Source organism: Capnocytophaga sp. FDAARGOS_737 (assembly GCF_009730375.1).
Classification (GTDB): domain Bacteria; phylum Bacteroidota; class Bacteroidia; order Flavobacteriales; family Flavobacteriaceae; genus Capnocytophaga; species Capnocytophaga leadbetteri.
This window is the reverse complement of record NZ_CP046316.1, coordinates 162,190-176,853: the sequence shown is the minus strand read 5'-3', so window position 1 is coordinate 176,853 and position 14,664 is coordinate 162,190. Positions and strand designations below refer to the sequence as shown.

The 14,664-nt window shown below is 41.2% G+C and carries 10 protein-coding genes; 9 read left to right on the top strand and 1 reads right to left on the bottom strand.

Features of this window, described 5'->3' with window-relative positions; translation table 11 throughout:
• Positions 1-2 precede the first annotated feature (2 nt).
• The 9 genes from FOC45_RS00800 (at position 3) to purK (ending at position 13,979) form a co-directional block, all read left to right on the top strand.
• Complete coding sequence (locus FOC45_RS00800; protein WP_009390935.1) at positions 3-932, top strand: hypothetical protein; 930 nt, start codon at positions 3-5, stop codon at positions 930-932.
• A 228-nt stretch (positions 933-1,160) separates the two neighbouring features.
• Complete coding sequence (locus FOC45_RS00795) at positions 1,161-3,398, top strand: GH92 family glycosyl hydrolase (RefSeq protein WP_009390934.1); 2,238 nt, start codon at positions 1,161-1,163, stop codon at positions 3,396-3,398.
• A gap of 331 nt (positions 3,399-3,729) precedes the next feature.
• Positions 3,730-4,653, top strand: coding sequence for a hypothetical protein (locus FOC45_RS00790; protein ID WP_009390932.1), 924 nt, complete (start codon positions 3,730-3,732; stop codon positions 4,651-4,653).
• A gap of 359 nt (positions 4,654-5,012) precedes the next feature.
• Positions 5,013-6,245: a WG repeat-containing protein gene (locus tag FOC45_RS00785; RefSeq protein WP_009390928.1), complete on the top strand. Its 1,233-nt coding sequence runs from the start codon at positions 5,013-5,015 to the stop codon at positions 6,243-6,245.
• A gap of 7 nt (positions 6,246-6,252) precedes the next feature.
• A complete protein-coding gene (locus tag FOC45_RS00780; RefSeq protein WP_009390927.1) occupies positions 6,253-8,412 on the top strand; it encodes a PepSY domain-containing protein in 2,160 nt (719 codons plus the stop codon).
• Between the two features lie 14 nt (positions 8,413-8,426).
• Positions 8,427-9,065 (top strand): HPP family protein, encoded by a 639-nt coding sequence (locus tag FOC45_RS00775; RefSeq protein ID WP_009390925.1) that lies wholly within the window; start codon positions 8,427-8,429, stop codon positions 9,063-9,065.
• A 69-nt stretch (positions 9,066-9,134) separates the two neighbouring features.
• Entirely contained in the window at positions 9,135-11,726 is a 2,592-nt protein-coding gene (locus FOC45_RS00770; protein WP_034540305.1) for a transglycosylase domain-containing protein, read from the top strand.
• Positions 11,727-11,760: 34 nt separating this feature from the next.
• Positions 11,761-12,807, top strand: coding sequence for an endonuclease (locus tag FOC45_RS00765; protein ID WP_034540311.1), 1,047 nt, complete (start codon positions 11,761-11,763; stop codon positions 12,805-12,807).
• Positions 12,808-12,815: 8 nt separating this feature from the next.
• On the top strand, positions 12,816-13,979 hold the full coding sequence (gene purK, locus FOC45_RS00760; RefSeq protein ID WP_009390922.1) for a 5-(carboxyamino)imidazole ribonucleotide synthase: 1,164 nt from the start codon (positions 12,816-12,818) through the stop codon (positions 13,977-13,979).
• Between the two features lie 4 nt (positions 13,980-13,983).
• Here purK and trmB read toward each other — a convergent pair whose 3' ends face one another.
• On the bottom strand, positions 13,984-14,664 hold the full coding sequence (gene trmB / locus FOC45_RS00755) for a tRNA (guanosine(46)-N7)-methyltransferase TrmB (protein ID WP_009390921.1): 681 nt from the start codon (positions 14,662-14,664) through the stop codon (positions 13,984-13,986).

Genomic DNA, 14,664 nt, shown 5'->3' with positions numbered 1-14,664 from the left:
TAATGAAAAAAATAACATTATTTTTTGTATTTATATCTTTTTTCCAACTATTATCAGCTCAAACCATTTCAGATGTTGGAAAAATAACTTTGAGTATAGCTCCCATTGAAAGTGATATATCTGAAGCACAACAATCTTTATTAACAAAAAGAATTGAACAAACAATAACTTCTGAAGGTATATCTTCTTTTACTTATGGAAATTTTACTATAACTCCTAAAGTTTCTTTACAAAATAGCGAAGTTATAGAGGGAGGAATGAAGAATATAAATGTTGTGTGGCTAGATCTATCTTTAATTATACAAGAAAACACAACAGGTAAAATATTTTCTTCTTATTATTCTACTTTAAAAGGTAGTGCTATGGGAAAAGATAAAGCGGTTATTGATGCTATTAACAAAATAAATAACAAATCTGCTGAATTGAAAAAATTTATTTCAGAAGGAAAAAAAGAAATAATCTCTTATTATAAAGAAAATTGTAATAGTATTATTCAGAAATCAGAAGGATTTGCTCAAAGAAAACAGTATGAAGAAGCTATTGCTTTATTGTTGAGTATTCCAGAAGAGGTAAAAGAGTGTTATTCTAATGCTCAAAAAAACGCATTACAAATTTACAATAAATACCAAGAGAAAAATTGTAAACAACAACTTCAAAAAGTTAGTGCTTTAATAGCTAATAAAAATTATGAAGAAGCCTTATCTATATTAATGAATGTAGATCCCTCTACATCTTGCTACAATGAAGCTAAAAAGCAAATTAGTATTATAGAAAATAAGATAAAAGCAGAAGATGATAAACAATGGAATTTTATGATGCAACAATATAAGGATAAAGTTTCTTTAGAAAAATATCGCATAAATGCTATTAAAGAAATTGCAGCAGCTTATTATAGACAAAATGCAAGTAATAATGTCTATATCCTAAGATAATTATAGATTTTACATTAGGTTTTAACAAAAAACGCTGGTTAAAAAAATAGACCAGCGTTTTTTATTATTTCTTCATTTATGTAAAGAAAAAAACTTCATTAGCATTAACAAACGAAGTTATTAGGCAATGGAATTGACTTGGGGTATAAAAAAGGGTGTTAGGGTTGTAACTTCAAAAAATAGTCGTATATTTGTAGCCTGATTAACCATTTTTAGCGTTTTAGACTAATGAAAAAAGTACTCTCTTTCGCCGCTCTGTGGGTGGCTCTATCAATACACGCTCAGCAGCAACCTGTGGATTATATCAATCCGCTTATTGGAACGTCTAACTTTGGGGCTACTCACCCTGGGGCTATCGCACCTCGCGGTATGCTTAGCATCTCCCCCTTTAACGTGGCTTTCGATACTACTGGCGTGAAAGCTCCACTTGAAAAAGATAGTCGTTGGCTTTCAAACCCTTATGTGAATGAAAACAACTTCTTCACCGGACTTACCCACGTGAACCTCAGCGGTGTTGGTTGTCCTGAACTCGGGGTGATTATCGCAATGCCTACTACTGGTAAATTGGAGGTAAATCACCTAAAATATGGCTCAACCTACCAAAATGAGGTGGCTAAAGCTGGTTATTACAGCAATTTCCTTACTAAATATCATATCAAAACTGAAGCTACCGCCACTACAAGGGCTGGTATTACTCGCTATCACTTCCCGAAAGGAGAAGCCAATTTGCTGCTCAATCTTGGGTTGGGACTTACAAACGAAAAGGGGGCTATGCTGAAATTCGTATCGCCTACCGAGGTGGAAGGAATGCGTATGGTAGGGACTTTCTGCTATAACAGTCCGGAGCTGGCTTATCCGGTGTATTTCGTAGCTAAAGTGAACAAAGTTGCCCCCTCATACGGGGTATGGCATACGCCTGAAAAACACCAAGGGGTGGAAGCCCAATGGATGTGGTACAACGGCGATACGCGCCTAAAAGAGCAATTTGCCCGCGAGGTGGTAGGCGATAGTATTGGGGCTTATTTCCGTTATAAATTCGACAAAGAAGAGGTGGTGGAACTAAAAGTGGGCATCTCGTACGTGAGTATAGCTAACGCTCGTGAAAACCTTGAGAAAGAGATAGGCAACCGCACTTTCGATGAGGTGTACACCGCTACCCGCCAAACGTGGAACGATGCCCTCCGCGCTACCGTAGAAGGGGGTACTGATGAGCAGAAAACTATCTTCTACACGGCTCTGTATCACGCGCTTATTCACCCGAACTTACTAAATGATGTTAATGGCGATTACCCCGAAAGCAAAACCAACAAAATAGGCAAAAGCAACGAGCGTTATACGGTATTCTCGCTTTGGGATACTTATAGGAATTACCACCAACTGCTGACCCTACTCTACCCCGAACAGCAACTGCAAATGGTGCGCACGATGCTCGACATTTATAAAGAAAGCGGTTGGCTGCCTAAATGGGAACTCAATTCCACAGAAACCTTTACGATGGTAGGCGACCCTGCCAGCATAGTACTGGCAGATACTTATTTGCGCGGTCTGACCGATTTTGACATACAAACTGCCTACGAGGCGATGCTAAAAGGGGCGAATACGCTTGAAAACAATCCTATACGCCCAGGGGTGAAAGAGTATTGGAAGTTGGGTTACCTGAGTGTAGATGGGGGTGTAAGAGGTCCGGTATCAACTACCCAAGAGTATAATGCGGCTGATTTTGCTATTGCACAAATAGCTAAGAAGTTAGGCAAAAAAGCTGATTACGAGAAGTTTAATCAACAGGCTTATTCGTATAGAAAGCTATTTGACAAAGAAACCCATTTATTGCGTCCGCGCCACGCTGATGGCAAATGGTATGCGCCTTTCAACCCTGAAAGTGGGGCTAACTTTGAAGAAAATGTGGGCTACATAGAAGGTAATGCGTGGCAATACGTATATATGGTAACCCACGATGTGAAAGGAATGATTAAGCTAATGGGTGGTGAAAAGCCTTTTGAAAAGCAACTCGACCATATTTTTGACAGTAAGCAGTACGATATGGCTAACGAACCTGATATTGCCTATCCGTATCTGTACAACTTCCTTAAAGGTAAAGAGTGGAAGACCCAACAGAAAGTAGACCAACTTATCAATGAGTATTTTCAAAACAAACCTGCGGGACTGCCAGGGAATGAGGATACAGGGGTAATGTCGGCTTGGCTTATCTATGGTATGGCAGGTTTTTATCCTATTACTCCTGCTGAGCCTAACTATACTTTTACCTCGCCTAAGTTCACTAAAATCACCCTCAAACGCGATCCGAAGTACTATCCTGCTGGTGATTTGGTAATAGAAAGTAATGCTTCGCCCGAAAATATTTACATTAAGAATATTTACATCGATGGGAAGCCTTACAAATCGTATTTTATCAGTCACGAGGCGCTGAAGAATGCGAAGAAAATACGGTTTGAGCTGACTAATTAGTCAATTTGGCAATTTGGCGATTAACATCCCCCCTTTGCACATACTCCGCTGCGCCAGCTCGCAGACTTCCTTCGAAGGGGGAGACGTGACGGTCAGCAGGATAGAAAGATGTGACGGTCAATAGGACGGGGAGAGGTGACGATTTGACAATTAACATCCCCCCAGCCCCCTTCAAAGGGGGAGAGGTGACGGTCAGCAGGATGGAAAGATGTGACGGTCAATAGGACGGGGAGAGGTGACGGTTAGCAGGACGGAGAGATGGGATGGTCAGCATACACGAAAAACTTTTGGGAGAGCCTCGAACAAATTAGCAAATCAGTAAATCAATAAAATGAGTATAATTACAGATTTTACTAACAGACGAATGTATTTTTGGCACAGATACTACTTTGGGAAAGAGGGTATTTGGTGTCGGGATTTTGATAAAGAAAAAGCATTTTGTGTGCTAAAAGATTCTTTATACAAGGATTATATGGTTAGGGCTATAGCTGATAACGGAAAAACCATAGCTGTTTCTCGTAGTATTGACACTAATGAACCATTACTTATGGTTGATGTTGATAAAAAAACTATAACAAATACCATTTATAATCATACTTTTATCTATCCTTGTCTTGATAGAGAAGGTAGCAAAGTATTTTCAGTAACTAAAAGCGATATTTATAAGAATATTTATGGAAACCCTTTTTGTGTAGATGTCGAAACGGGTAAAGTAATAGCTATTCTCGACGAAAAAACACAATGGGGTAACACTGCTTATCATCCTGCAAGTAATTCGGTGTATTTTAGTGCTTTCAGACAGCCTAATCTGTACAAATTCAACTTTGATACACTTATGTTTTCAGCCATACCTACTGATAAAAAAATACGTATATCTGATTGTAAAGTAGCTTGCGACAACAAAGGTTACTACTATTTAGGCAGTAATATCTTAGTGTATATGAACAATGAAGACGAGGAAGTTTGGCGTATCAATTTTAAAGAAAAAGAAAAGCTTAGTGGCAAAACACTTTTTTCAATATGTCTTTCTGATAATCCTGATTATATAGCGGTCTATTTGTTAGATGGCAATTGGTTGTTCATCGTCAATCGCAATGATTTTTCCTACAAAAAATACAAATTAGGAAGAGTAGGGTTTAGTGAGTTTTTCAACAATTCATTACTGTTGATAGATAAAAATCACAACTTTAGCACACTCAATTTAGAAACATTAGAAGAGAAGCCTTTTTTACCCACCGCTGGCGCAAGCCTATAACTCGTGCCAAACAAATTAGGGAATTAGCAAATTTGACGATTTGGCGATTAACATCCCCCCTTGCACATACTCCGCTGCGCCAGCTCGCGGACTTCCTTCAAAGGGGGAGAGGTGACGGTTTGACGATTAACATCCCCCCAGCCCCCTTCAAAGGGGGAGATGTGACGGTCAGCAGGATGGGGAAAGGTGATGGTCAGCAGGAAGGAAAGATGGGATGGTCAGCAGGATGGGGAGATATGACGGTCAGCAGAATGGGGAGATGGGATGGTCAGTGGGATGGGGAGAGGTGACGGTTAGCATACACGAAAAACTTTGGGGAGAGACTTAAACAAATTTTAACCTTTAACAAATTAGCAAATATGAAAATAATGAAAATAATCAAATTAGTCTTGCTGTTGTGTGGCTTTATGGGGTTGGCACAACCTAAATACTTTATCTTTGAAGAAAAGGGTAAGTTAGGATTGGTCAATTTGCAGGGAAAAACAGTGTTAGCCCCTACTTTTAATTCTATAAAACAAAAACAACCATACATCATTGCTTGTGGTAAAACAAAAGGCTGCTGGGTGTATAACGAAAATTTACGACCCATTCTTAAAGGAACTTATAACTCTATAAGATTTGGGTGTGAAGGTCAGTTTATTGTTGAGAAGAATGGGAAATATGGGGTGGTTTCTGAAAAAGGTACTATAATACTCCCCTTAAAATATTCATTTATAAACTCTAACAAAAATGGCTATACAGTAACTCTTAATGATAAAACAGGTCTTTTTAACTCTGAAGGGAAAGAAATTATCCCTATAAGCTATCGCTGGATTTACACCGATGAGATAGATGACAATATTCCTATTGTAGCAAGATTGAATGGCAAAGAGGGATATATCAATACTAAAAATGAATGGGTGATACCTGCTACCTACAGAGATGCTTTTGCCTTTCGACAAGGTTTGGCTAAAGTAATGGAAGTGAGAGATTACATATATATCAACCTTAAAGGAGAACCTGTTATTCAAGATTTTGATGCCGATGTGATTGAACCTTCTGACAACACTTACATAGTAGGGGTACGTAAGGAATGTAAGTATATGGTCTATGATTTGAATGGTAATTTATTAGATACCTATGATGGTTTTATAAACAATTGGAGTGGTAATGGTATTTTTGGGGTTAAAAAAGGGGGTAAATGGGGCTATATAGATGGCTATGGCAAGGTAATAATTCCGTTAGAATATGAAGAAGTAGGTAATTTTAGCGAAGGATTGGCTGCGGTACGCAAAGATGGTAAATGGGGGTATATCAACCTAAAAAATGAGGTAGTGATTCCGTTTGAGTTTACTAATAGAGGGGTAAGCTCCTTTAAAAATGGGGTTGCTAAATACTATACTGATAGCGGTATAGGTCTTATCAATCTGAAAGGAGAAATAATAGCTGAACCTAAATATAATAGTATACAATACTTAAGAGAGAATGTTGCTATAGTATCTTTTGATGGTTATTACTATCTATACGATTTTGTAAAAGAAAAGAAACTAAAACGCCTTGAAGAAATAAGAATTGAAAAAGCTCTTATAACTGATGAACCAAGATGTAACTAACTGACAAATGGCAAGAAAACTTCATTTAATAATTGCCCTAATAGCGGGGGTATTCATATTGCTGGGAGCTCTTACAGGGGCTATATTAGCAGTAGAATCGGTGTATAACCAAACATTGCCTTACAAAAGTGCAGAGTTTGAAAAGGCGACTCTTGCCCAAACCATTGCCGCCCTAAAAGAGAAGAAGATAGATGCCCTTAAACTCACTATCGACCGCAATCACTTTGTGCAAGTAGAGACATCGGAGGGTAAAAAACTATTTATACACCCCCAATCGGGCGCGGTAATGGAGGGAAATTATAAGCCTTCGAAGTTTATACAGTTCGTTAAAACCTTGCACCGCTCGCTCTATATGGGCAAAACAGGACGGGTGATAATGGGAATCACGGCTTTGTGCTTTGCAATAATAGCCTTATCGGGTATATGGCTGATTGTACGCAAACAGCAACGCTGGCGCCACTTCTTTGGAAAACTACCCGAAGGGGAAGAATTTAACCCTCATTACCATTCGGCTATAGGGCGCTGGATGCTCGTATTTATCTTTATTATTTGCCTTACCGGCGTGTATATGACGCTGGAAACCATAGGAATTGTACCTAAATTTAAACCTCAACACGAGTACGATGCCTCTACCCTATCGGAAGAACCCGCAAGAGCTTACACTGATTTTGAGGTCTTCAACGTACCCCTGTCTGAAGTGCGGTCGGTAGAGTTTCCTGCTTTTGAAGATGTTGAAGAGGTGTATAAGATAGATTTTATCAATAAAAATGTGATTGTGAATCAGTTTACAGGTGAGATTATCAGCACCTCGACCTCTCCTTTTAAAGGATTGGCTTACTTAGTGCGCACCCTACACATAGGCAAAGGGCATTATATTTGGGCTACTCTGCTATTTATCAGCTGTTTGGCTATACTATTTTTTATCTATTCGGGTTTTGCTATCACGCTGAAAAGGCGCAAAAAGAGCGTGAATCCGTTTGCTAAAGAAGTGTGTGAATACATAGTGTTAGTAGGTACTGAGGGCGGTAGTACTCGCGAGTTTGCACGCGCTGTACACGATGACCTGCTAAGGCAAGGCAAACGCTCTTATATAGCTGATATGAACGATTTTGGCAACTATCCACAATTAGAACAATTGCTTATTTTTGCGAGTACTTACGGCGATGGCGATGCCCCTATGACGGGGACTCGTTTTGCTGAACTCTGGAAGAAACACCCTATAGTGCAGAGCTTTGGCTATACGGTGGTCGGGTTTGGGTCGCTTTCGTATCCTGAGTTTTGCCGATTTGCCAAAGAGGTAGATGTACTCTTAGCCAAAGAGCCACAAGCCAAGGCGATGACTCCGTTGCACACCATAAGCGACCAGTCGGTAGACGCCTTTAGGCAGTGGGCTGAAAAGTGGAGTGCTACCCAAGACCTCAATCTGCGTTTGCCGTCAGACTTCCTGACTCGTAAAAAACGCAAACGCACAGAATTGACAGTAGTAGAGAGAACGCCTGTGATGGATGATGATATTTTCTTAGTACGCCTAAAACCGCTTAAGAATGTAGCTTTTGAATCGGGCGACCTACTGGGTATTACCCCTGCTGATGGTCGCGAGCGTTTGTACTCTATAGCCAAATATCGCGAAGAAATATGGCTAAGCGTTAAGCTGGTTGCGCAAGGGGTGGTATCGAACCTGCTAAACGACCTGCCTATAGGCGAAACATTGCGGGCAGTGATAGAGCCTAACCCAAATTTTCATTTCCCTAAGAAAGCGCCCCAAGTGGTATGTATCGCCAATGGAGCCGGTATGGCGCCTTTCCTTGGAATGATAGAGGAGAATACCGACAAAAAGCCTCTTACCTTAGTATGGGGTTGTAGGCGCGAAGCCTCTTTAGAGTTGTATCGCCCTTATATAGACCCTTATATAGAAGAAGGGAAAATCAGCACTTACTGGCAGGCCGTTTCGCGAGAAGGAGACAAGTTTTACGTGCAGGACATCATTCACCGCGAAGGTTCGTTTTTTGCTAACTTGTTAGCCGAAGGAGGGGTAGTGATGATTTGCGGTTCGATGGCAATGCTAAAAGCTGTAAAGGAAACTTTAGAAGAGGTCTGTCATTTTCACCTACGCAAACCCCTGAGCTACTTTGAAAACAATGGACAAATAAAAACAGATTGTTATTAAAACCTCCATAGCTTATGACCACACATTCTTTATACATAGAAATAACCCGCTCGGTAGAGGAGGCAAAACTTTTCTTTGAGGCGCATAGTCTTTCGGCACTCCCCGTGTGCGAAGAGGGACTATTAGTGGGGGTGCTAAGCAAAGCTACTATCGCTGAAGAAGCCGAAGAGGCTCTTATCAGCGAGTATCGCTATGCTTTTGACCATTACAGCGTGTCGGTAAACACCTCGTGGGATGCGGTAATGGAGGCTTTTGCTGCCCATCGGACAGATATGCTGCCGGTAGTAGATGAAGCTCAGCACCTAATAGGTTGCTATCAGCTTCGCGACTTTGTACTGCAACTGGCTGAAACCCCTTTTATAAAAGAGACAGGACGCGTGCTTATCTTAGAAAAAGACGCCCACAGCTATTCATTTGCCGAAATAGCCCAGATAGTGGAAAGCAACCACAGTCAGCTTTTAGGGTTATACATTTCTAACTATCACGAAGATACTGTACTGATAACCGTAAAGCTCACTACCGATGCTCTTTCGGAAGTGCTACAGACCTTTAGGCGTTACGGCTATGGTATCCTCTCAGAAAAAGAAGATGACCTCTATCGCGAAGAACTGAAAAATATAGCTAACTATTTCGATAAATATATCAACTTATAATTGGCAAATTTGCTAATTAATAATTGTTTTGTATTTTTGTACTCTGAAATGGTTAAATCAAAGAAGCTAATGCACAAAAATATACCTTATAAAAAGTATGCGGTAGCGTGCCTGCTCTTTCTGGGCACAGGGCTTTCGCGTGTGCTAGAGGGATGTGTGTGGATAGGCGAAAAACTATACCGCCTATTGCGCTATTGCCTTAAAACCCTTTGGATAGCCGCTGTAGCCGCTATAGTGCTCATACCTTTTGGTATCTACTCATTGCGCGGCACTTCGCGAAAATCTTACCTGAAATGGGGAGGCATCATTATAGCTAGTGGCTTGGGTTGCCTATTGCTACTGATACTACTCATCTACTTTGGGGCTTTTGGCAAACTGCCTACCAAACAGGAACTTAAAGAATTGCGCCAAGCTGAAGCCAGCCTTATCTACGATGATAACAACGTTTGTATAGGTAAGTTTTTTATCTTCGACCGTACGCGTATAGAATACAAAGACTTTCCCCCTTACCTTATCAATGCGCTTATAGCCACTGAAGACGAGCGTTTTTACGACCATAGTGGGATAGATACTAAGAGTCTTTTTAGGGTTTTCTTTAAAACTCTCCTACTGCAAGATGACTCTTCAGGAGGGGGGAGTACCCTAACGATGCAATTGGCTAAAAACCTCTTTGGGCGTGGGGAACGCTATGGCAAACTGACGATGCCTGTACACAAAATAAAAGAGATGATTATCGCAAGGCGGATAGAAAGCGTTTACACCAAAGAGGAAATCATTACCCTCTACCTAAACACTGTGCCTTTTAGCGATAATACCTACGGTATAGAGAGTGCCTCGTATCGCTTTTTTAACAAACCTGCTAAGGAGCTGACCCTGAACGAAGCTGCTACGCTAATAGGCACTCTAAAGGCAAACAACAACTACAACCCTCGTCTGTACCCTCAGCGCAGTGAGGAGCGCCGGAATACGGTATTGGCTAAAATGAAGAAAAATGGCTATCTGACAGATGAAGATTTTGCTGCACAAACTAAAGACAGCCTGAAAATAAACTACAATACCATAATAAGTGAAGGGGTTGCTCCCTATTTGCGCGAGCAAATACGCTTACAACTGCCGGAACTGCTAAAAAATATCACAAAAGAAGACGGCACTCCTTACAATATCTACAGAGATGGGCTTCGCATCTACACAACTATCGACTATACGATGCAAGAATACGCTGAAACAGCTGTAAAGAAGCACTTAGCCCGCCTACAAAAAGAATTTGAGCAGGCTTATGGCAAAAAAGCGCCTTGGAACTTAGACAGCGATTGGTTTAAGCAAGAAGTAAAACGACTGCCTATCTATAAAGAACTGAAAGCTAAAAACCTAACTGAAGAGGAGATATGGAAGCAGCTGAGCGAAAAGAAAAATATGGAATTGTCGTTTTACGAAGAAGACAAGGTACAGCAGCACAGCACCCTCGATAGCCTTTCGCACTACATACGCTTGCTAAACACGGGGTTCGTAAGTGTAAACCCTCAGACAGGCGCTGTAAAGACCTACGTAGGAGGTGTTGATTTTGAGCATTTTAAATACGACCACGTACTACAGAGCAAGCGGCAGGTAGGTTCGATATTTAAGCCTATCGTCTATGCTACTGCCTTAGAAATGGGAATGCCTGTATGTTCGCATTTCTCGCCACGTGCTCTTACCTATGCCGATGAGAAGTACTGGACGCCTCGCAACTCGTCAGCCACAGACGATGACCCCAGCACTTATTATTCGGTAGGCAAGGCGCTGAAAGAATCGTTGAACACTATAGCTGTACAGACCCTTTTCTACGCAGGACTGCAAAATGTTATCCAAAAAGCTTATAAGATGGGAGTGAAAACCCCTCTGCCCCAAGTGCCGTCAATAGCCTTAGGTTCTGCCGAATTACCGGTTATAGAAATGGCAAAAGTCTTTACTACCTTTGCTAATAAAGGGGTGCCTTCGCAACCTTATTTCATAGAAAAAATAGTAGATAAAAAAGGGAAAGTGATATGGCAACACAAGCCTGCTAAACAAGAGGCTGCCATTAGTGAGACCACTGCCCAAAAGATGATACAGCTGATGCGCGCTACCGTAAATGAAGGTACCGCTGCCCGTATGCGTGGACAGTACGGACTTACCAACGATTTAGCAGGTAAGACCGGTACTACCCAAGACAACAAAGACGGTTGGTTCGCTGGAATGCTTCCTAACTTAGTGATGATTAGCTGGGTAGGTAATGACCACCAGATAGGATTCCGCAGTACCCGTATAGGGCAAGGAGCTAACTCGGCACTGCCTATAGCTGCTCTGTTTATACAACAACTGAACCGCAATCGGCAGTTTAACTCGCTTACAAAAGCTACTTTTGAAGTGAGTGATGAGGTACGCAGCGAGGTATTAGAATGCGAATCGGTAGTACGCGAGGGCTTTATAGACCGCCTTCTAAGCGCTCCGCCTAAAGATACTATATACGCAGGAGATATACACTATCGCCTATATGAGCGCAAAGGTAAGCTGCACGATATAGACAATGATGACGATGAGATTTCGATAGACGATGTGATGAACCCTAACACCCAAAGCGCTACCCAACAAAAAGAAGAACCCGAAAAGAAAAAGAGCTTTTTTAATAGAATTTTTAGGTAATAATATAACTAATGACTGATTAATGACTAATATAATGAGAAGAAATTTAATTTTAGTATGGTGCTTATTGGCACTAGCGTATGTAAACGCACAACCGAAGAAATTTATGGTAAGAACCGTTGCTTTTTATAACGTAGAAAACCTTTTTGATACCATCAACGACCCACATAAGTTTGATGACGACCGTACCCCTAACGGGGCTGACCGTTGGACTTCAAAAGTATATAACGACCACGTACAGAAGATAGCAAAGGTACTCTCAGAAATAGGTACTGATGTTACCCATCACGCTCCGGATATTATAGGCGTCGCCGAAATAGAAAACGATGTGGTACTAACCGACCTTATCAATACCCCTTACCTAAAGAAATATAATTACGGCATTGTACATTACGAATCGCCTGATGCACGTGGGGTAGATGTGGCTCTTCTGTACAAACAAGGTGTTTTTAAGCCCTCATCATCTAAAGCACACCCTCTATACCTAACCAAAGAAGACGGTAAACCCCTCTACACTCGTGACCAGCTATTAGTTAGTGGGGATTTAGATGGTGAAGAAGTACATTTTATCGTAAATCACTGGCCTTCACGCTTAGGAGGAGAGGCTAAAAGTCGTCCTATGCGCGAAAAAGCTGCTGCTCTAAACAAGCAGATTATTGATTCGCTGCTAAAGATAAATCCTAATGCTAAGATAATGTCGATGGGCGACTTTAATGACGACCCTATCAACTCCGGATTTAAAAACATACTTAAAACTAAAGATAAAAAGGAAGATGTTAAGCCCGGTGAGCTCTTCAACCCTATGGAGGCAATGCTAAAGAAAGGAATGGGGACTCTCGCCTATCAAGACGGTTGGAATCTCTTTGACCAAATATATTTCACCTACGACCTACTAAAAGAAGACAAGAGCAGTTACCGCTATTGGAAAGCCGGTATTTTCAACCGTCCTTATTTGGCAAACCCCAAAGGACGCTATAAAGGTTATCCTTTCCGCAGTATGGCAAATGGCAACTACACTTGGGGCTATTCAGACCACTTCCCTGTATATATATACCTGATTAGAGAGATAAAAAACAAATAACTTTAACTATGACTAACTATTTTTCATCAGACTTTACCCTCGGCATACTCGGTGGAGGACAACTCGGCAAGATGCTCTTAACCGAAACTCGCAAATTTGATATTGCTACTAAAGTACTAGACCCCTCTGCTGAAGCGCCCTGCCGCATCGGTAGTAATACCTTTGTGCAAGGAAGCCTGACCGACTTTGATACCGTCTATCAGTTCGGCAAAGATGTACAAGTACTCACTATAGAAATTGAGAATGTAAACGTTGATGCCCTTGAAAAGCTGCAAGCTGAAGGGGTGCAAGTATATCCTAGTCCGCAGACTATTCGGCAGATACAAAACAAGGCTGTGCAAAAGCAATTCTATGCAGCAAACGGTATTCCTACGGCTCCTTTTACGGCATTTGAGTCTCTTACCGATTTGTGCGCAGCTGCTGAAGTAGGTACACTAAAATTGCCTTTTGTGTGGAAGTCTGCACGTTTTGGCTATGACGGCAATGGCGTGAAGATAGTACGCCAACTTGCCGACCTTAACGGCTTGCCTGATGGGCAGTGTATAGCTGAAACTTTAGTACCTTTTGCTAAAGAATTAGCTGTAATAGTAGCCAGAAGCAGTCAAGGAGAAGTTTGTACTTATCCGGTGGTAGAAATGGAGTTTCACCCTGAGGCTAATCAGGTAGAATACGTTATTTGTCCCGCTCGTATAGATGATGCTGTTGCCCAGAAGGCAAGAGCTATAGCTGTGCAAGTAGCAGAGGCTTTTGGTGTGGTTGGTCTTTTGGCTGTTGAACTCTTTCAAACAGCAGACGATGAGATATTAGTAAATGAAGTAGCCCCACGCCCTCACAACTCTGGTCACTACAGCATAGAGGCTGCTTATACTAACCAGTTTGAACAACACCTGCGAGCTATCTTAGGGCTTCCATTAGGCAGTACCCAAAGCAAAGTAGCTGGTGTAATGGTAAATCTTGTAGGAGCTGAAGGTGAGCAAGGAGAGGTAGTATATGAAAACATAGCACAAATATTAGCAATGGAGGGGGTAACTCCGCATATTTATGGTAAAAAAGAAACGCGTCCCTTCCGAAAAATGGGACACGTTACAATTGTAAACCCTGAGGTTGCACAAGCACGCGCTATAGCAGAACAAGTTAAGCGCACCATTCGGGTGATTGCTCTTAAAAAGTAGTTTGTTAATCTCGTTTTAGCTGAAATCTAATATAAGTGATAGGTTTGCCTTGCTCTAAATAAAACTGCTCGTAGAAAGTCTTGATTTCGGTAACTTCTGTAGGTACCCCATCACTATTGTAGATATTGTGGTTGGCATACAGCACCTTATGTCCGGCTCCGTGTAGCAGTCCGAGAGTATAGCCGTGCATAAATTCGCTATCAGTTTTCAGATGTATATAGCCTTCTGGTTTTAGAATATGCTGATAACGGGCTAAGAAATCAGCATTTGTTAGCCGGTGTTTAGTGCGTTTGTATTTTATCTGAGGATCGGGGAAAGTAATCCATATTTCGCTCACCTCTTCGGGTGCAAAACATTGTTCTATGAGTTCTATTTGGGTACGAAGAAAAGCTACGTTGGCTATTTGCTCGTCAACTGCTGTCTTAGCTCCTCTCCAAAAGCGCGCTCCTTTGATATCTATACCTATAAAATTCTTTTCGGGGTGTCGTTTAGCTAAGCCTACTGAATATTCGCCTTTACCACAGCCTAATTCTAAGACAATAGGGTTATTATTCTTAAAATACAGCTCATTCCACTTCTCTTTATAAGCAAAAGTGTTGGTTAAAAGCTCCTCTCGCGAAGGCTGTATAACATTAGCAAAAGTCTTGTTTTCTTCAAAACGTTTAAGTTTATTTTTACTTCCCAT